This is a genomic window from Mesorhizobium sp. P3_A8 (assembly GCF_056402995.1).
This window is the reverse complement of record NZ_JBFUGI010000005.1, coordinates 331751-349540: the sequence shown is the minus strand read 5'-3', so window position 1 is coordinate 349540 and position 17790 is coordinate 331751. Positions and strand designations below refer to the sequence as shown.

Sequence of the window (17790 nt, the reverse complement as noted above, 5' to 3'; positions counted from 1 at the left end):
CCGATGGAGGAGCACAGAGGGAGGAACGCATGACCTATTCTATCGGCAGCAAATCCAGCATTCGCGGCATTTCGCGGCGCCAGTTCGTCGCCACCTCGATTGCCGGCGGCGCGGCGCTCACGCTTGGCGGCCGCAAGGCCTTCGCCCAGGCAGGCGACACGCTCAAGGTCGGCTTCGTCAGTCCGCGCACCGGGCCGCTGGCCGGTTTCGGCCAGACCGACGGCTATGTGCTCGATCTGGCGCGCAAGGCGCTGGCCGGCGGTCTTGAGATCGGCGGCAAGAAATACAGCGTCGAAATCCTCGACCAGGACACGCAATCGGATCCGTCGCGCGCGGGCCAGCTCGCCAAGGACCTGATCAACAACCAGGCCATCGACCTGATGCTGGCGGTGTCGACGCCGGAGGTGATCAATCCGGTGGCCGACGCCTGCGAGGCCGCCGGCGTGCCCTGCCTTTCGACGGTCATGCCGTGGGAGGCCTGGTATTTCGGCCGTGGCGCCAAGCCCGGCGCGCCCTCGCCGTTCAAATGGACCTATCATTTCGGCTTCGGCGTCGGCGAGTTCTTCAAGACCTACATCTCGCAGTGGAACCTGATCGAGACCAACAAGAAGGTCGGCGTCATGTATCCCAACGACGCCGACGGCAACGCCATCCGCGCCAATCTGGCGCCGCTGCTGGCCAAGCAAGGTTTTACGATCGTCGATCCGGGCGCCTACGAGACCGGAACCACCGACTATTCCTCGCAGATCGCGCTGTTCAAGCAGGAAGGCGTCGAGATCTTCAACTCCTTCCCGATCCCGCCGGACTTCGCCGCGTTCTGGCGCCAGGCGGCGCAGCAAGGATTGATCAAGCAGATCAAGATCTGCCAGGTCGCCAAGACCGGGCTGTTCCCATCGGACATCGAGGCGCTTGGCGATCTCGGCATGAAGATTTCGAGCGCCGCCTATTGGCACAAGGCCTTCCCCTACAAGTCGCCGCTGACCGGCGTTTCGGGCACCGAGCTGGCCGACGGCTATGAGGCGGCGAGCGGCAAGCAGTGGACGCAGCAGCTCGGCGCCTCGATGTCGCTGCTCGACGCCGGCTTCGAAGCGCTGAAGGCCAGCACCGACGCCAAGGACAAGGCGGCGGTGGCCAAGGCGCTGAGCACGCTGAAGACCGAGACCATGATCGGCAAGGTCGATTTCACCAGCGGCCCGGTGGCCAATGTGTCGCCCGGTCCGATCATCGGCACGCAGTGGGTCGCGGCCAAGGAAGGCAGCAAATTCCCGCTCGATTATGTGGTGACTGAGAACGCCACCGATCCGAAGGTGCCCGTCGAAGCCAAGCTTCTGCCTTACAACGGCTGATGGACCGCTGACGAGGATCGCCTGGTGACCCATCCGCAACAACAGGCTGTTCTCACTGCCGCCCGCATCCACAAGCGCTTCGGCGCGCTTGTGGTGCTGGATGCCGTCGACTTTGCGATGGGTGCCGACGATGCAGTCGGCATTGTCGGCCCGAACGGTGCCGGCAAGACGACGCTGCTCAGCGTGCTTTCGGGCGCCTTTCCGCCGAGCTCGGGTACGGTCCGCTTCAAAGGCGATGAAGTGACGGCGCTGCCGGCGACGCAGCGCTGCCGGCTCGGGCTGGTGCGCACGCATCAGGTGCCCAAACCGTTCAGTGGCATGACCACCTTCGAAAATGTCTTCGTTGCCGCCTCGCATGGCGCCGGACTTGGCCGTGACGAGGCCTATGAGGAGGCGCTCGGCTCGCTGAAACTGTGCGGCATGCTGGGCGTTGCCAACCGGCGCGCCGAGACGCTCGGCCTGCTCGACCGCAAGCGGCTGGAACTGGCACGGGCGCTTGCCGCGCGACCAACGCTGCTGCTGCTGGACGAGATCGGCGGCGGGCTGACCGACGGCGAAGCCAGTGAGCTTGTCGACACGATCAAGGAATTGCGCCGGCGCAAGATCGGCATCGTCTGGATCGAGCACATCGTCCACATCCTGCTGCAGGTGGCCGAACGGCTGATCTGCATGGATGCGGGAAAAATCATCGCCGACGGCGAGCCGCAAGCCGTGATGACCGATCCCGAGGTCGTGCGCGCCTATCTCGGCGGAGGCCCGAAATGAGCCTGCTGTCGGTCGAGAACCTGGTTGTCCGGCATGGCCTGTTTCAGGCGGTGCGCGGCGTGAGCTTCGCCATCGAACGCAGCGAGACGCTGGCGCTGGTCGGCGCCAATGGCGCCGGCAAGACGACGCTGCTCAGAGCAATCGCCGGCGCGCACCAGCCGGCGGCCGGCCGCGTGCTGTTGAACGGCGCTGATATGACCGATGTGCCGTCGCACAGGCGCGTCGGCATGGGCATCGCGCTGGTGCCGGAAGGGCGAAAGCTGTTCGTGCAGATGACGGTGGAAGAAAACCTACTGCTCGGCAAGACCGCCGGCCGGGCGGGCGATTGGAGCGTCGACAGAGTGCTCGAAATGTTCCCCAATCTGAAGCCGCGCCGTCATGCCAAGACTGGCCATCTTTCAGGCGGCGAGCAACAGGCGACGGCGATCGGCCGGGCGCTGATGAGCAATCCCGACGTGCTGCTGCTCGACGAGGTTTCGCTTGGCCTGTCGCCGCTGATCGTCGACCGCGTCTATGCAGCCCTTCAGGGATTGATCGCTTCCGGAACGACGATCATCCTCGTCGAACAGGACCTCAACCGCGCACTCTCAGTATCCGACAGGGTCATCTGCATGCTCGAAGGGCGCGTCGCGCTGGAAGGCCCGAGCAAGACGGTTTCGCGTGACGATGTGACAAAGGCCTATTTCGGCCTGCACCGGAAAAGCTCCGGGAGCGTTCCGGCATGAGCAACCAGATCATCCAGGGCATTCTGCTTGGCGGCTACTACGCGCTGATCGCCTGCGGCCTGTCCTTCATGTTTTCGGTGATGCGCATCATCAACCTCGCCCATGGCAGCCTGGCCGTGTTCGCTGCCTTTGCGCTGTGGTGGCTCGCCTCGCGGTTCCATATCTCGCCGTTCCTCGGCCTGCTTATCGTGCTGCCTCTGATGGCGGCGATCGGCTGGGCGTTGCAGCGCTTCCTGCTCGACCGCAGCGCGCGCGGCGGGGCGCTGCTGCCGATCCTAACCACGTTTGGGCTGGCCATCGTCATCGACAACATGCTGTTCGAGCAGTTCGGCGCCGATACGCGTTCGCTGGCGCCCTATATCGGCAGCCTGTCCTATGATTCCTGGGAATGGCCGGGCAGCATCTATGTCGGCAAGCTCGCCGTGATCATGTTTGCCACCGCCGTGATCCTGCTTGGCGGGCTGCAGCTGTTCCTCACCCGCACCAGGCTCGGCCGCTCGATCCGCGCCACGTCGGAAGACCCTGACACAGCCGGACTGGTCGGCGTCGACGCACGCCGCGCCAACGCTATCGCCGCTGCCATCGCCATGGTCACCGTCGGCCTTGCCGGCGCCTTCCTCGGCATGCGCGCCACCTTCGATCCCTATGCCGGCGCACCGCAATTGCTGTTCGCCTTCGAGGCCGCGGTCATCGGCGGCGCCGGTTCGCTGTGGGGAACGCTGATCGGCGGCATCGTGCTGGCGCTTGCGCAGACACTTGGCGCGCAAGTGCATCCGCAGGGCTTTCTGATCGGCGGCCATGCCGTCTTCCTTGTCGTGCTGTTCGTGCGGCTTTCGACATCAGGCCTTGGCCTGCGCGGCCTGCTGCGCCTGCCGTCCCGGAGCGCGTCATGAGCGCTGTCTCGACCTCGCCGGTTATCGAACGCGGCACGGCGGCATCGCGGATCGCGACGATTGCGGTCGCCGTCATCATCGCACTGCTTGCGATCGCACCGCAGTTCCTGTCGGCCGGCGCGGTCGACCGCATGACCGCGCTGTTCATCTACGTGATCCTGGCGGCGATGTGGAACGCTCTCGCCGGCTTCGGCGGCCTGGTCTCGGTCGGCCAGCAGGTGTTCTTCGGGCTCGGCGCCTATTTCGCCATCCGGTTGGCCAATGCCGGGCTCAACCCTTTCGCCTCGCTTTTCGTTTCGGCTGTTGTCGTCGGCGCGATCTCCTGGCCGCTGTCGCTGTTCATGCTGAGGCTGAGGAATGGCGAGTTCGCCATCGGCATGTGGGTGATCGCGGCGCTGACGCATCTGCTCGTCAATCTCGACCGGCTGGTGCAGGGCGAAACCGGCACGTCGCTGATCTCGCTCAACGTCTACGACGCCGGCACCAGGCGGGCGACGATCTATTGGCTGGCGCTGGCCTCCATGACGGCGCTGCTCGCCATCCTGTTCGGCGTGCTGCGCGGCAGCACCGGTGCGGCAATCCGCGCCATCCGCGACAATGAGGACGCCGCCGCCTCGGTCGGCGTGCGTGTCACCGGCACCAAGCGGCTGCTGTTCGTGCTTGCCGCCTTCGGCATCGGCATTGCCGGCGCGCTGTGGCTGGCGACCTCCATTACCTTCCAGCCGAAGACCTACTTCAACGTGCAGTGGACCGCCTACATGATCTTCATGGTGCTGGTCGGCGGCATCGGCACGTTCGAGGGCGCCATTTTGGGCGCGCTGGTGTTCTTCCTTATCGAGACGTGGTTCGGCGGCACAGGCGTCTGGTACCTGGTCGGCCTTGGCGCCACGGCCGTACTGTTCTCGCTCTTCCTGCCGCGCGGCCTGTGGGGGACGATCGAGGAGCGCTTTGGCCTGCGCCTGCTGCCGGTGGGCTACCGCGTCAGGCTTCCTGGAAATGCGCCGGCCGATGACGGCATCACGCCCTCGCCGGAGCGAACCCCACAGCATCAGGAGAAGGCATGACCATGCTTTTCGGCAAGACGATCCTCATCACCGGTGTCGCCTCCGGCATCGGCGCCCGCACGGCGGAGCTCGCCGGCCAGCTCGGCGCCGATGTGATCGGTGTCGATGTGCGTGAACCAGCTGCAACGGTGGGCAGTTTCGTCAAGGCCGACATCTCGTCGAAGGCCGGCGTCGACGACCTCATAGCTAGCCTGCCGCAGCGCATCGACGCGCTCTGCAATGTCGCCGGGCTTTCGGGCAACACGGGCGCGGCGGCGACGCTGGCCGTCAATTTCTTCGGCCTCAGGGCACTCTCGGAAGGCCTCGTGCCAAGACTTCGCGAAGGCGGTGCTATCATCAACGTCGCCTCGATCGCCGGCTATGGCTGGCGCGCCAATCTCAACCGCGCCGCCTCGATGGTCGCCATCGAAGGCTTTCCCGATGTCGCCGACGTGGTCTGCACGCATGCGGTCCGGAATGAGGAAGGCTATCCCGTCTCCAAGGAGTTGCTGCTGCTATGGACCTTCCGCGCGGCGCATCAGGACCTGTTCAAACGCCGTGGCATCCGCGTCAATGCGGTGAGCCCCGGTCCGGTCGAGACGCCGATCCTGAAACAGTTCCGCACCGTGCTTGGCGATGCCCGCGTCGACAGCGACATTGCCAGGGTCGGACGCGCCGGCACGTCAGGCGACATCGCGCCGGTCGTGCTGTTCCTGTGCTCAGACGGCGCGCGCTGGATCAACGGCGCCAACGTGCCGGTTGACGGTGGCCTCGAAGCATCGATCAATGCCGAGATGTTCGGCTTCTAACCAATGAGGACGCTCCGATGGAGCGAGGGAGACAGTCATGGATATCGGACTTCTGATCGACGGCGACAAAAGGGATGCGTCCGGTTCGGCCTCCTACGAGCGCATGGACCCGTTCACCGGCAAACTGGCAACGCGCGCCGCCGCGGCCAGTGTTGCCGACGCCAACGCCGCCGTCGAAGCCGCAGCGGCCGCCTTTCCAGCATGGTCGAAGACCGGGCCTGGCGAGCGCCGGGCTCTGCTGTCCAAGGCAGCTGACGTGATGGCCTCGAAGGTCGGCGAATTCACCAAGCTGATGATGGAAGAAACCGGTGCCACAGGTCCCTGGGCCGGTTTCAATGTCATGCTGGCGGCCAACATGCTGCGTGAGGCAGCCGCGATGACGACGCAGATCTCGGGGGAAATCATCCCCTCGGACAAGCCGGGCACGCTGGCGATGGCCATCCGCCAGCCGGCCGGTGTCTGCCTCGGCATCGCGCCGTGGAACGCGCCGGTCATTCTCGGCACCCGCGCCATCGCCATGCCGATCGCCTGCGGCAACACAGTGGTGCTGAAGGCCTCCGAAATGTGCCCAGGCACGCAACGGCTGATCGGCCAAGTCCTGGTCGAGGCGGGGCTGCCCAAGGGCGTCATCAATGTCGTCACCAATGACCCTAGGGATGCCGCTGCAATCGTCGAGGCGCTGGTTGCGCACCCCTCGGTCAAGCGCGTCAACTTCACCGGCTCGACCAAGGTCGGCAGGATCATCGCCGAACTCGCTGGCCGGCACCTGAAGCCGGCGCTGCTCGAACTCGGTGGCAAAGCGCCGCTGCTGGTGCTGGACGACGCCGACATCGACGCCGCGGTCAACGCCGCGACCTTCGGCGCCTTCATGCATCAGGGCCAGATCTGCATGTCGACCGAGCGGCTGATTGTCGACGACAAGATCGCCGACGAGTTCGTTTCCAAGCTGGCCGCCCGCGCCTCGCAACTACCAGCGGGCGACCCGCGCGGCCATGTCGTGCTGGGCTCGCTGATCAGCAGCCAGGCCGCGGACAAGATGGAAGAACTCGTCGCCGACGCTGTCGCCAAGGGCGCCAAGTTGGTGGCCGGCGGCAAGCGCACCGGTACCGTCGTTGAGGCGACGCTGCTCGACCACGTCACGCCGGCCATGCGCGTCTATTCGGAAGAATCCTTCGGGCCGGTCAAGCCGGTGATCCGGGTGAAGGGCGAGGACGAAGCCGTGCGTGTTGCCAACGACACCGAGTATGGCCTGTCGTCAGCCGTGTTCAGCCGTGACATCAAGCGGGCGATGGCAGTCGCCGCCCGTATCGAGGCCGGCATCTGCCATATCAACGGCCCGACCGTCGGCGACGAAGCGCAAATGCCGTTCGGCGGCGTCAAGGGCTCGGGCTATGGCCGCTTCGGCGGCAAGGCCTCGATCGCCGAATTCACCGATCTGCGCTGGGTGACGATCGAGGATCCGGGCCAGCACTACCCGTTCTGATCCCGCTTCGGGCAACCGATAACGAAGGTCAAACAGCCAATGACGGCGTGAAGCGAACGCTGGCGGATCGCATCTGCCCGGGCGCCAGTACGATGCAGCCGGTGTTGATGTCCTCGCCCGTCCGGTTGAAGGCATCGGTGATGTTGCTGACCGGCTCGGCGCAAAAGAACGGCTCGCCTGGCGGCGTATAGAGGACGAGGAAATCGAGCGGCGCTTCGGCCTCGATGTCCAGCTGCCGCCCCTGCTCCGGCCAAGTGATCCGGGCGCGGCGCGCCCAACCGGTGAAGACCGTGTCGAAGTCCACTTCCGATACGTCAAAGCCGATGGACGGATCGACGCCCGCCGGCGGCAGGACATGGCGGGTGGGCAGGACCTCCGTATCCGTCTCCCACATGCCTGACACCGGCGCCTGGACATGTGTCCACAGCGTCGACGGAAAATAGGGATGGAGACCGAAGCCAATCGGCATCGGTGCGTCCGACAGGTTGCGCACCGAAACAGTGATGCAAAGCCCGCCGTTGGCCAGCGATATCTCCTGCTGGGCTTCATAGCTCCATGGCCAGGAATCGGCGGCGTGGCGATAGCGCAGGACGATCGTGCCAGCTTCGTGCCTCACGACCGCCCAAGGCCGACGCCAGCCATGGCCATGCTCGTGATGAGGGTCGTCGCCAGTCGTGGGAAGCTGGATGGTGCGACCGGCGAATTCGAACCGGCCGCCCCTTATGCGGTTGGAATAGGGAACGAGCGGGAAGCAGGCCATGGCGCCGGCATCGCGACGGCCGACCGCAGCCAGATCGGCTGGCCGTAGCCAATCCACGGCAGAGCCATTGTGCCACCAGCGATAGGACGCCAAGGCGCCGCCGGTGGCCGGAGCAAGCTCGACCGTCGCGATGCCGTCGCTGATCGAAACTAGCTCCGTGTGCTGCGCGGCAACGGCAGCGGAATTCTTTGTCATCGGCGCTCCCCTATCCCTTGACTCCAATCGCCATGGTTATAAGACATATCATATGAATAGTATGAAGAATAAGAAATCTTTCAGCACGGCGCGCACATCAAGAGTTGCGGTGGCGGTTTCCAGCGGCTCGACCGCGCTGCACGCAACCGTCGTCGAGCAGATCGGTTTGCGCATCGTGCAGGGCGACTTCCTGCCCGGTGAGGCACTGCCCAATGCCGACGATTCCAGCGAGATGCTGGGGGTCAGCCGCACGGTGCTGCGCGAGGCGATCAAGGTGCTGGCCGGCAAGGGGCTGGTCGAATCGCGGCCGAAGACCGGCACACGGGTGCGTCCGCGCTCCGACTGGAATTTCCTCGATCCGGACGTGCTGTCATGGCGCTATGCCGGAGGCGTCAGCGCCGACGATGTCCGGGCGCTGTTCGAACTGCGCCGCGCCATCGAGCCGATGTCGGCAGCACTTGCCGCCCAGCGCGCGACGCCGGCACAGATCGCCGAGATCCATGTCGCACTCGCTGAAATGGAAGCGCTGAGCGATGACGGCGACCGTTTCGCCAAGCCCGATTTGGTGTTCCACCAAACCATCCTGCGCATGACCGGCAACGAGCTGATCGGCTCGCTGGCGGCGCTGGTCGAGACCGCATTGGTGATGAGCTTTCGCCTCTCCAACGACAATCCGGGCGGGCAGCGCCACTCCTTGCCGTTGCATCGCGAAGTGGCCGAGAAGATCGCCGCCGGTGATGCCGCCGGCGCGCAAAAGGCGCTGCTGGTGCTCATCGACAATGCCGAAGACGACGTGCGCCGCAGCGTCGATAACCGCAACAAGCGCCGCCAGGATCGGGAACAGACATCGTGACCGAGACCAGACGCAAACTGCGGTCCGAAGCCTGGTTCGGCGGTGAAGGCAAGAACGCCTTCATGCACCGCAGCTGGATGAAGAACCAGGGCATTCCGGCCGACGCCTTCGACGGCCGCCCGGTGATCGGCATCTGCAACACCTGGTCGGAGCTGACGCCGTGCAATGCGCATCTCCGCGCCTTGGCCGATCACGTCAAGCGCGGCGTCTATGAAGCCGGTGGCCTGCCGCTGGAGTTCCCGGTGATGTCTCTGGGCGAAAGCAACATGCGCCCGACAGCCATGCTGTTTCGCAACCTGGTCAGCATGGATGTCGAGGAATCCATTCGCGGCAATCCGATCGACGGCGTTATCCTCCTGGTCGGCTGCGACAAGACCACACCGGCGCTGCTGATGGGGGCTGCCTCGTGCAATCTGCCGACCATCACCGTCTCCGGCGGACCGATGCTCAACGGCAAGTTCCGCGGCCAGGATATCGGCTCGGGCACCCATGTCTGGAAATTCGCCGAAGAGGTGAAGGCCGGCCGCATGCCGGTCGCCGACTTCCTCGCGGCCGAACAGGGCCAGAGCCGGTCGGCCGGCAGTTGCATGACGATGGGGACGGCCTCGACCATGGCCAGCATGGTGGAAGCGCTCGGCATCGGCATGCCCGACAATGCCGCGATCCCGGCCGTGGATTCGCGCCGTGGCGTGCTGGCCCAGATGGCCGGACGCCAGATCGTCGAGCTGGTCCGCAGGGATGTGAAAATTTCGGACATTCTCACCAGAGAGGCGTTTGAGAACGCCATTCGCGTCAACGGGGCGATCGGTGGCTCGACCAACGCGGTGCTGCATCTGATCGCCATCGCCAATCGGATCGGCGTCGATCTCAGCCTCGAGGATTGGGACCGCCTTGGCCGCGACGTGCCGACCATTGTCGACCTGATGCCGTCGGGCCGATTCCTGATGGAAGATTTCTACTACGCCGGGGGGCTAGCTGCGGTCATGGCGTCGCTTGATGAAGTGGGGCTTCTTCATCGCGACGTCATGACCGTCAGCGACAAGACCATCGGGGAACTGATCGACGGCGCGCCCAACTACAACAGCGAGGTCATCCGGCCGATGAGCGCGCCGTTGACCGAGCAAGGCGGCATCTCGATCCTGCGTGGCAATCTGGCGCCCAACGGGGCGGTCATCAAGCCGTCGGCGGCAACGCCCGAGCTGATGCAGCATCGCGGCAAGGCGGTCGTGTTCGAAAACATCGAGCATTACTACGCCCGCATCGACGATCCGGAGCTCGATATCGACGCCTCCTCGGTGATGGTGCTGAAGAATTGCGGACCGCGCGGCTATCCAGGGATGGCCGAGGTCGGCAACATGCCGCTGCCGGCCAAGCTGCTCAAGCAGGGTGTCTCCGACATGGTGCGCATCTCGGACGCGCGCATGAGCGGCACGGCCTACGGCACGGTGGTGCTGCATGTCGCGCCGGAGGCTGCTGCAGGTGGCACGCTGGCGCTGGTGCGCGACGGCGATCTCATTGAACTCGACGTCGCTGGCCGCCGCCTGGAGTTGCTGGTATCGGACGAAGAACTGGCGATCCGCCGCCGCGACTGGCAGCCGCCGGCGCCGCCCGAGGGTGGCTACCAGAGCCTCTATGTCGAGCGCGTGCTGCAGGCCGACAAGGGCTGCGATTTCGACTTTCTCGTCGGCCGGCGCGATGCCGGCATTCCCCGGCATTCCCATTAGAGGCGCGCAATGACGGATGAGATCGGCAGCTACGCGACCTATCCCAGCCTCAAGGGCCGCAGCGTGTTCATCACCGGTGGCGGCAGCGGCATCGGTGAAAGCCTGGTGCGCCATTTCTGCGCGCAGGGCAGCCGCGTCGCCTTCGTCGATCTGGCAGAAGAACCCTCGAAGCGTCTGGTCGATGCGATTGCGGCCGAGGGACATCGTGCGCCGCTGTTCATTCCTTGCGACCTGCGCAATGTCGAGGAGCTGCAGGCAGCAACTGTCCAGGCCATGCTGCACAACGGTGCAATCCAGGTGCTGTGCAACAATGCCGGCAATGATGACCGTCATCAGACCAAGGACGTGACGGTCGCATACTGGGACGACCGCATGGCGGTCAATCTGCGCCACCAGTTCTTTGCAGCGCAGGCGGTGCGCCCGCAGATGGGCTCGCTGGGCGGCGGCTCGATCATCAATTTCGGCTCCATCACCTGGATGGTCGGCGATCCCGATTGCCCGGCCTATGTCACGGCGAAAGCCGCTGTCTACGGCATGACGCGGGCTCTGGCCCGCGAACTCGGCCCCGAGCGCATCCGCGTCAACTGCATGGTGCCGGGTTGGGTGATGACTGAGCGCCAGATGCGGCTGTGGCTGAACCCGGCCGGCGAGCGCCAGATCGCCGAAAGGCAATGCCTGCCCGACCGGCTGCAGCCCTCCGATATCGCACGCATGGCGCTGTTCCTCGCCGCCGACGACAGCCTGATGTGCACGAGCCAGCAGTTCATCGTCGATGCGGGCTGGGTGTGACCCGAACCGTACCAAAAGGGAAGAAGGTTAGTCATGCGTCTTGTTCAGTACAGAATGCCGGATGGCAGCAGGCGGGTCGGCCGCGTCTCCGATGACGGCAATCACCTGCATCCGCTCGACAAGACCGGCAGCGTGCTGGAGCTTGCCGAAGCGGCAATCGCCGAGGGCGTGTCCATCGCATCACTGGTCGAGAAGCGGACGGGCACCGCGTCAGTCGACTATGACGCGCTGTTGCGCGATGGCCGCGTGCTGGCCCCTGTCGACCATCCGGAGCCGGCGCGCTTCCTGGTCACCGGCACCGGCCTAACGCACACCGGAAGTGCCGCTGCGCGCAACCAGATGCACTTGCTGACACATGGCGAGGACGCCGAAGAATCGGATTCGCTGAAGATCTTCAAGATGGGCCTGGAAGGCGGCAAGCCCGGCGTCGGCAAGATCGGAATCCAACCGGAATGGTTCTTCAAGGGTGTCGGCACCTGCGTCGTGCCGCCTGGTGCCGATCTGCCCATGCCGGCCTTCGCACGTGCCGGCGCCGAGGAAGCCGAGATCGTCGGGCTTTACCTCAATGGGCCGGATGGCCGCCCTTACCGCATCGGCTACGCGCTCGGCAACGAATATTCCGACCATGTGACGGAAGGCGAAAACTATCTCTATCTCGCCCATTCCAAGCTGCGCTCCTGCTCGATCGGGCCGGAGCTTCTGGTCGGCGAGTTGCCCGAAGAAGTGCGCGGCCATTCCCGCATCCTGCGCGACGGCGCCGTGGTCTGGGAACAGGAGTTTCTGTCGGGCGAGACGCACATGTCGCACTCGATCGCCAATCTCGAACATTTCCATTTCCGCTACCCGATGCACCGCAGGGCGGGCGATTTGCATGCCTATTTCTTCGGCGCGGCGGTGATGAGCTACGCCTCCGGCGTCAAGACGGCTTCCGGCGACGAGTATGAAATCCAGGCAAAGACATTCGGCAAGCCATTGCGCAACCGGATGGTCTCGGTGCCGGACGAGGGACTGGTCACCGTCACCCCGCTGTGACGGCGCAGGCCCGAAAATTACGGTCCACCAGAACGACAATGGGAGATTGAAAATGGGACTGAAGAAAGCGTTTCTGAGATTAGCGACCATCGGGCTCGGCATCGGCCTGATGACATCGGCGGCGCTGGCCGCGAACCTGCGCGTGCTGGCCTGGGACGGCTACGCCGATCCGGACTGGGTGAAGGATTTCACCGCCGCCACCGGCATCGGTGTCGATGTCGTCTTCATCGGCAGCGACGATGAGATCTGGGCCAAGATCAAGGGCAGCGAAGGGCAGGACTTCGACGTCTTCGCCGTCAACACCGCCCAGCTGCAGCGCTACATCAAGGCCGATCTGGTGTCGCCGATCGACATCACCAAACTGCCCAACCAGAAGGAGGTGCTGCCGCGCTTCCGCGATCTGTCGCAGGTCAGCGGCGACACCAAGGACGGCAAGGTCTACGGCATTCCGTTCTGCTTCGACTCCATCGGCCTGATCTACGACACCGACAAGGTCAAGCCGGCGCCAACCTCGATGTCCGTGCTATGGGATCCGGCCTACAAGGGCAAGATCCTGGCCTATGACAATGGCGAGCACAATTTCTCGTTCACCGCGCTGACGCTGGGCTACAAGGATCCGTTCAACCTCGACGCCGAGCAGATGGCGGCGGTCAAGGCCAAGCTGGTCGAGCTCAAGCGCAACGTGCTGAGCTTCTACACCACCGCCGACGAGGCGCAGCAGATCTACCAGAACAATGACGTCGCCCTGATCTGGGCCAATTACGGCCAGCAGCAGGTCAAGGCGCTGCAGAAGATCGGCGCCCATGTCGCCTACGTCAATCCAAGCGAAGGCGCGCTGGCCTGGCTCGACAACTGGGTCATCTCCAAGGGCGTCCGCGATAATGCGGCGGCCGAGAAGTGGATCGACTTCATGCTGACGAAAAAGGTCAGCGGCGAGCTTTCCGAGCGCACCGGCTTCGGCAACACGGTGGTCGAGTCGAGCAGCGCCGGCGGCAATGACAAGCTGGTCTGGCTCAACAATGTCGAGGATCCGCTCAAGCGTTCGGATCTGTGGAACGAGATCAAGGCGACGCCCTGATCCTTTCCGCAACCTGACCTCGAAGGACCCGGCGGTCCGGACGTTCCGGACCGCCGCAGCGTATGCGAGAATAGCTTATGAACCAGAACGCCGACCTGCTGACGCTGCGGTCCGTCTCGAAATCCTACGGCACGGTTCCCGTGCTGCACGACATCGACCTGTCGATCCAGGACGGCGAGTTCCTGACGGTGCTTGGACCGTCGGGCTCGGGCAAGACCACGGTGCTGCGGCTGATCGGCGGGCTGGAACCGCTGACCGCGGGCGAGATCCGGCTGGACGGTCAGGACATCAGCCGCATGCCGATCAACAAGCGGCCGTTCAACACCGTTTTCCAGGACTATGCGCTGTTCCCGCATATGACCGTTTCCGGCAATGTCGGCTATGGACTTTCGGTGCGCCATATCAAGCGCAAGGAGATCGCGCGCCGTGTCGCGGAAGCCCTCGAACTGGTGCAGCTCGGGCGTTTCGCCGACCGTTTTCCTGCGCAACTTTCCGGCGGCCAGCGCCAGCGCGTCGCACTCGCCCGGGCGCTGATCTGCCAGCCGCGCCTGATTCTGCTCGACGAGCCGCTGGCAGCACTCGATCTGGAGCTGCGCCGGCAGATGCAGGAGTTCCTGAAATCCATCCAGCGCGAGATCAAGACCACCTTCCTGTTCGTCACCCACGACCAGGAGGAAGCGATCGGCATGGCCGACCGGATCTGTGTCATGCAGGCCGGCCATATCCGCCAGCTCGGCACGCCGCACGACCTCTACTACAAGCCGAATTGCGAGTTCGTGGCGCGCTTCTTCGGCGAGAACAATCTGGTGGCCGGAAAGCTCGGCCCCGTCCAGGGCGAGCAGCGATCGATCGAGACCGCGCTTGGGCGTCTGGTCTGTTCGATCAGCGACCAGCCGCATCTGAAGGCCGCGATCCATGGCGCCAGCGCCTTCGCGGCGTTCCGTCCCGAGGCCTTGCGTCTTGCGGATGCAACGGACAGCGGCAACCGCTTTTCCGGCGTAATAGCCGATCTGGCCTTTGCCGGTTCGTCGACCGTCGCCACCATCACGGCTGGCGGCGATGCCGGGCAACGGCTGCGGCTGCGCATGCCGAGCCGGATCGACGGCAGCGCGCTCAAGTCAGGCGAGACGGTCTCGCTTTCGTTTGCGCCGCATGAAGGCCATCTGGTGCTGGCATGAGCGCCCGCTCGACACATCCCGCGGAAAGGCGATTGTCGCTGCTGGTGACGGTGCTGGCTTTCGCCTTGCCGGTGGTCTTTGTCCTCGTGCCGCTGGCGATCTTCCTCGGCTACAGCTTCTTCAGCGTCGACCAGGGCACGATCGTCTACGGACTGTCGCCGGGCAACTATATCAGGTTCTTCACCGATCCGATCTTCCTGCCGGTGTTCTGGAACACCATCGTGCTGTGCGTGTCGGTGGCCGTCATCTGCATCCTGCTCGCCTATCCCGCCGCCTATTTCCTGACGACGCTCAAGGGGCGCTGGCGCTATGCCTTACTGATGCTGCTTCTGGTGCCACTGCTGATGAGCTACGTCATCAAGATCTACGCCATCCGCAGCATCCTCGGCCTCAACGGCTTCCTCAACAAGGCACTGGTGGCGGTCGGCATCCTGGATCAGCCGTCGACGCTTTTCGTCTTCAACATGAATGCCATCCTGTTGACGCTGAGCCTGCTCTTGATCCCCTTCGCCATCCTGCCGATCTTCCTGTCGCTGGAGCGCATCCCGCAGACCTTGCTGCGCGCTTCGGATGACCTTGGCGCCAGCGGCTGGCAGACCTTCCTGCGCATCACCTTGCCGCTCAGCCTTCCCGGCGTCGCCTCGGCGGCGAGCTTCGTCTTCGTGCTGGCGATCGGCGATTTCCTGACACCGCAGATGGTCGGCGGGATCAGCGGCTTCACCTTCGGCCGCATCCTCTACAGCCAGTTCGGCACGGCCTATAACTGGCCGTTCGGCGCTGCACTCTCGGTGGCGCTGGCGATCGTGGTGATCTGCGCCATCCTCATCGGCGAACGCTTCGGACGCAACCGGGGGACGTCGATATGAACGCCCTGCCCCGGCCCTCCACCATCTTCCTGGCCGCGATCACGACACTGGTCGCGGTGCTGCTCTACAGCCCGCTGTTCGTGCCGATCGTGTCGTCGTTCTTCACCATTTCGCATGGCAATGTCGACTGGTCGTCACCGACGCTTTCGACCTATGTGGCGCTGGCCGAAAACCACGACATCCTGGCTGCCTTGCGTACCACGCTGATCGTCGGCGTCTGCACCGTCGTGCTCTCGGTGGTCAGCGGAACGCTGCTGGCGCTCTACTATCACGGCCGCCGGTCCGGACGCTCGTTCCTGCAGTTCATCATCTTCCTGCCCTTCCTGATGCCGCCGATCATCAGCGGCCTGGCGCTGCTGATTTTCTTCCGCGAAATCCACCTCGAACGCTCGCTGCTGACGGTCGTCATCGGCCACACCGTTTTCGTGCTGGCGATCGTCTACCGCACCGTGCTGATGCGGCTGCAGTCGATGAGCCGCACGCTGGTCGAAGCCTCCTACGATCTCGGCGCCACTGGCTGGCAGACCTTCTGGCGCATCATCCTGCCGAACCTGTCGAGCGCGATGGTCGGCGGCGCCATCCTAGCCTTCGCGCTGTCGTTCGACGAAACGATGATCACCATCCTGGTCACCGGCACGCAAAGCACACTGCCGGTCAGGCTATGGGCGATGATGCGGCTTGGCTTTTCGCCCGACATCAATGCGCTGGTGGCGCTGATCCTGATGTTCACGGTGCTGCTCTGCGTGCTCGCCGCCCGTTTCCTGATCCCCAGGCAGATGGCGACGGAACGGACCTGAGTTATCGAAGAATTGGATCGAGGTCGAAGACCCGTCCTCGATTGAGGATGTTCTTCGGGTCGAGCGCCGTCTTCAGCCGCCGCATCGCAGCGATTTCGGCGTCGCTGCGCACCAGATGCAACCACTGTTTCTTGTCGAGGCCGATGCCATGCTCGGCCGAAACGCCGCCTCCCGCCGCCGCCACGCCGCGATAGACTATGCCGTAAGCCGCCGCCGGATCTGCCGTCAGCACCTGATAATGCAGATTGCCGTCGCCGAGATGGCCGAAGACGTAGATGTCGGCGGCGGGGTCGACGGCATGGATGGCGGCGTCGGCTTCTTGCAGGAATGTTCCCATGTGCGCCAAGGGAATGCTGATGTCGACGCCGATCAGACCCTTTATCGAAAACAGGATGCGGTTGGCGTCCTCGCGCACGTCCCACAGCGCGCGGAATTCGCGCGGCGACTGCGAGACGACGACATCGTCGACCACGCCGTCCTCGACCGCCTGCATCAGAACCTCGGCGAAGCGCTCGCCGTCGCGTTCGGGCTCGCTGCCCTGGATCTCGGCCAGCACATAGACGGGTGAGCCCGCCGGCAACGGCGCCGGCATGGCCATGCTGGCAACCATGACGTCATAAAGCGGCGTGAAATTCACCTCATAGGCTGACAGCAACGGGCCGAGCTTTTGCCTGAGCAGCCCGAGCAAGGCGATCGCCGCATCGAGCGAAGCGAGCGCACAGAAGGCGTTCACCTCGGATGCCGGTTTCGGATGCAGCCGGAGCGCGGCGCGGGTGACAACGCCGAGCGTCCCTTCCGCGCCGATGAAGAGCTGGCTGAGGTCGTAGCCGGAATTGTCCTTGGGCAGGCCTTTTAGCGAGGACAGCACGCTGCCGTCGGCAAGCACCGCTTCCAGCCCCATCACCTGCGCGCGGTACATGCCGTAGCGCAGCACGCGGATGCCGCCGGCATTGGTGGCGATGTTGCCGCCGACCGTGGCCGAACCGCGCGCGCCGATATCGACGCCGAACATCAGCCCGGCGCCATCGGCGGCCTCCTGCACCGCCTGCAGCGTCGCACCGGCTTCGGCAACGATGCTGGCGGCTTGACTGTCCGGCACGGCGAGGCCGGTCATGCGCTCCAGCGACAGCACGATCTCGCCCGGCTGCACGCGTGCGCCCCCGGCCAGCCCGGTGCGTCCGCCCTGGACGACGACCGGCTGGCCGAGAGCGTTGCACCCGGCGAGGGCGGCCGCGACACCAACGGTATCGCGCGGACGCAGCACCACTTCGGGCAGCACGCCAAGCTTGCCGTCGGGATCATCGCGATAGCGCTGGTCGACATCGGAGCCGGCGAGCACACCGCCGGCGCCCAGCCGATCGCCAAGGGCTGACAGAAGTCGTTGCGTTTCAGGCGACATCGGGCTCAGGCGCCTGTGTGGCGAAGCGCATCGTCGGCATCCGCCGACCGGATGG

General features: G+C 64.8%; 17 protein-coding genes. 15 read left to right on the top strand and 2 right to left on the bottom strand.

The genetic code is table 11. The features are described from left to right. Positions 1-29 precede the first annotated feature (29 nt). From AC1DX4_RS14710 to AC1DX4_RS14680, 7 genes are read left to right on the top strand one after another with little or no spacing between them, the layout of a single operon-like run. Entirely contained in the window at positions 30-1346 is a 1317-nt protein-coding gene (locus AC1DX4_RS14710) for an ABC transporter substrate-binding protein (RefSeq protein WP_477220987.1), read from the top strand. A 21-nt stretch (positions 1347-1367) separates the two neighbouring features. Then, the gene (locus AC1DX4_RS14705) at positions 1368-2111 is read left to right on the top strand and encodes an ABC transporter ATP-binding protein (protein WP_477221098.1); all 744 of its coding nucleotides are present in this window, start codon (positions 1368-1370) and stop codon (positions 2109-2111) included. Beyond that, complete coding sequence (locus tag AC1DX4_RS14700; protein ID WP_477220986.1) at positions 2108-2836, top strand: ABC transporter ATP-binding protein; 729 nt, start codon at positions 2108-2110, stop codon at positions 2834-2836. Before AC1DX4_RS14705 ends, AC1DX4_RS14700 begins: the two co-directional genes overlap by 4 nt. After that, positions 2833-3729, top strand: a complete 897-nt coding sequence (locus AC1DX4_RS14695; protein ID WP_477220985.1) for a branched-chain amino acid ABC transporter permease — start codon at positions 2833-2835, stop codon at positions 3727-3729. The genes AC1DX4_RS14700 and AC1DX4_RS14695 overlap by 4 nt, the downstream gene beginning before the upstream one ends. After that, on the top strand, positions 3726-4793 hold the full coding sequence (locus tag AC1DX4_RS14690; RefSeq protein WP_477220984.1) for a branched-chain amino acid ABC transporter permease: 1068 nt from the start codon (positions 3726-3728) through the stop codon (positions 4791-4793). Before AC1DX4_RS14695 ends, AC1DX4_RS14690 begins: the two co-directional genes overlap by 4 nt. 2 nt (positions 4794-4795) lie before the next feature. Further along, a complete protein-coding gene (locus tag AC1DX4_RS14685; RefSeq protein WP_477221097.1) occupies positions 4796-5581 on the top strand; it encodes a coniferyl-alcohol dehydrogenase in 786 nt (261 codons plus the stop codon). A gap of 37 nt (positions 5582-5618) precedes the next feature. Further along, positions 5619-7064 (top strand): aldehyde dehydrogenase, encoded by a 1446-nt coding sequence (locus AC1DX4_RS14680; RefSeq protein WP_477220983.1) that lies wholly within the window; start codon positions 5619-5621, stop codon positions 7062-7064. 28 nt (positions 7065-7092) lie between these two features. Here the strand turns inward: AC1DX4_RS14680 and AC1DX4_RS14675 are convergent, their stop codons facing one another. Beyond that, entirely contained in the window at positions 7093-8019 is a 927-nt protein-coding gene (locus AC1DX4_RS14675) for an aldose 1-epimerase (RefSeq protein WP_477220982.1), read from the bottom strand. Positions 8020-8080: 61 nt separating this feature from the next. Here AC1DX4_RS14675 and AC1DX4_RS14670 point away from each other — a divergent pair, with 61 nt between their 5' ends. The 8 genes from AC1DX4_RS14670 to AC1DX4_RS14635 all read left to right on the top strand — a co-directional run bounded on the left by AC1DX4_RS14670 (position 8081) and on the right by AC1DX4_RS14635 (position 16336). Then, on the top strand, positions 8081-8872 hold the full coding sequence (locus AC1DX4_RS14670) for a FadR/GntR family transcriptional regulator (RefSeq protein ID WP_477220981.1): 792 nt from the start codon (positions 8081-8083) through the stop codon (positions 8870-8872). Then, positions 8869-10596, top strand: a complete 1728-nt coding sequence (locus AC1DX4_RS14665; RefSeq protein WP_477220980.1) for an IlvD/Edd family dehydratase — start codon at positions 8869-8871, stop codon at positions 10594-10596. Before AC1DX4_RS14670 ends, AC1DX4_RS14665 begins: the two co-directional genes overlap by 4 nt. Positions 10597-10605: 9 nt before the next feature. Next, positions 10606-11385: an SDR family NAD(P)-dependent oxidoreductase gene (locus AC1DX4_RS14660; protein WP_477220979.1), complete on the top strand. Its 780-nt coding sequence runs from the start codon at positions 10606-10608 to the stop codon at positions 11383-11385. Between the two features lie 33 nt (positions 11386-11418). Then, on the top strand, positions 11419-12417 hold the full coding sequence (gene araD1 / locus AC1DX4_RS14655; protein WP_477220978.1) for an AraD1 family protein: 999 nt from the start codon (positions 11419-11421) through the stop codon (positions 12415-12417). Between the two features lie 52 nt (positions 12418-12469). Continuing rightward, positions 12470-13495 carry an ABC transporter substrate-binding protein gene (locus AC1DX4_RS14650; RefSeq protein ID WP_477220977.1) on the top strand — a complete coding sequence of 342 codons (1026 nt, stop codon included), beginning with the start codon at positions 12470-12472 and terminating at the stop codon, positions 13493-13495. 77 nt (positions 13496-13572) lie between these two features. Beyond that, positions 13573-14673, top strand: coding sequence for an ABC transporter ATP-binding protein (locus tag AC1DX4_RS14645; protein ID WP_477220976.1), 1101 nt, complete (start codon positions 13573-13575; stop codon positions 14671-14673). After that, complete coding sequence (locus AC1DX4_RS14640; RefSeq protein WP_477220975.1) at positions 14670-15539, top strand: ABC transporter permease; 870 nt, start codon at positions 14670-14672, stop codon at positions 15537-15539. The genes AC1DX4_RS14645 and AC1DX4_RS14640 overlap by 4 nt, the downstream gene beginning before the upstream one ends. After that, on the top strand, positions 15536-16336 hold the full coding sequence (locus AC1DX4_RS14635) for an ABC transporter permease (RefSeq protein ID WP_477220974.1): 801 nt from the start codon (positions 15536-15538) through the stop codon (positions 16334-16336). Before AC1DX4_RS14640 ends, AC1DX4_RS14635 begins: the two co-directional genes overlap by 4 nt. A 1-nt stretch (position 16337) precedes the next feature. On the opposite strand, the gene AC1DX4_RS14630 is transcribed toward AC1DX4_RS14635, so the two are convergent. Beyond that, on the bottom strand, positions 16338-17735 hold the full coding sequence (locus tag AC1DX4_RS14630; protein WP_477220973.1) for an FAD-binding oxidoreductase: 1398 nt from the start codon (positions 17733-17735) through the stop codon (positions 16338-16340). Positions 17736-17790 lie beyond the last annotated feature (55 nt).

Coding starts and splice junctions, on each gene's coding strand:
- AC1DX4_RS14640 (WP_477220975.1), top strand. CDS start 14,670: ATGAGCGCCCGCTCGACACATCCCGCGGAAAGGCGATTGTCGCTGCTG.
- AC1DX4_RS14660 (WP_477220979.1), top strand. CDS start 10,606: ATGACGGATGAGATCGGCAGCTACGCGACCTATCCCAGCCTCAAGGGC.
- AC1DX4_RS14710 (WP_477220987.1), top strand. CDS start 30: ATGACCTATTCTATCGGCAGCAAATCCAGCATTCGCGGCATTTCGCGG.
- AC1DX4_RS14675 (WP_477220982.1), bottom strand. CDS start 8,019: ATGACAAAGAATTCCGCTGCCGTTGCCGCGCAGCACACGGAGCTAGTT.
- AC1DX4_RS14695 (WP_477220985.1), top strand. CDS start 2,833: ATGAGCAACCAGATCATCCAGGGCATTCTGCTTGGCGGCTACTACGCG.
- AC1DX4_RS14630 (WP_477220973.1), bottom strand. CDS start 17,735: ATGTCGCCTGAAACGCAACGACTTCTGTCAGCCCTTGGCGATCGGCTG.
- AC1DX4_RS14635 (WP_477220974.1), top strand. CDS start 15,536: ATGAACGCCCTGCCCCGGCCCTCCACCATCTTCCTGGCCGCGATCACG.
- AC1DX4_RS14690 (WP_477220984.1), top strand. CDS start 3,726: ATGAGCGCTGTCTCGACCTCGCCGGTTATCGAACGCGGCACGGCGGCA.
- AC1DX4_RS14680 (WP_477220983.1), top strand. CDS start 5,619: ATGGATATCGGACTTCTGATCGACGGCGACAAAAGGGATGCGTCCGGT.
- AC1DX4_RS14650 (WP_477220977.1), top strand. CDS start 12,470: ATGGGACTGAAGAAAGCGTTTCTGAGATTAGCGACCATCGGGCTCGGC.
- AC1DX4_RS14670 (WP_477220981.1), top strand. CDS start 8,081: ATGAAGAATAAGAAATCTTTCAGCACGGCGCGCACATCAAGAGTTGCG.
- AC1DX4_RS14685 (WP_477221097.1), top strand. CDS start 4,796: ATGCTTTTCGGCAAGACGATCCTCATCACCGGTGTCGCCTCCGGCATC.
- araD1 (WP_477220978.1), top strand. CDS start 11,419: ATGCGTCTTGTTCAGTACAGAATGCCGGATGGCAGCAGGCGGGTCGGC.
- AC1DX4_RS14645 (WP_477220976.1), top strand. CDS start 13,573: ATGAACCAGAACGCCGACCTGCTGACGCTGCGGTCCGTCTCGAAATCC.
- AC1DX4_RS14700 (WP_477220986.1), top strand. CDS start 2,108: ATGAGCCTGCTGTCGGTCGAGAACCTGGTTGTCCGGCATGGCCTGTTT.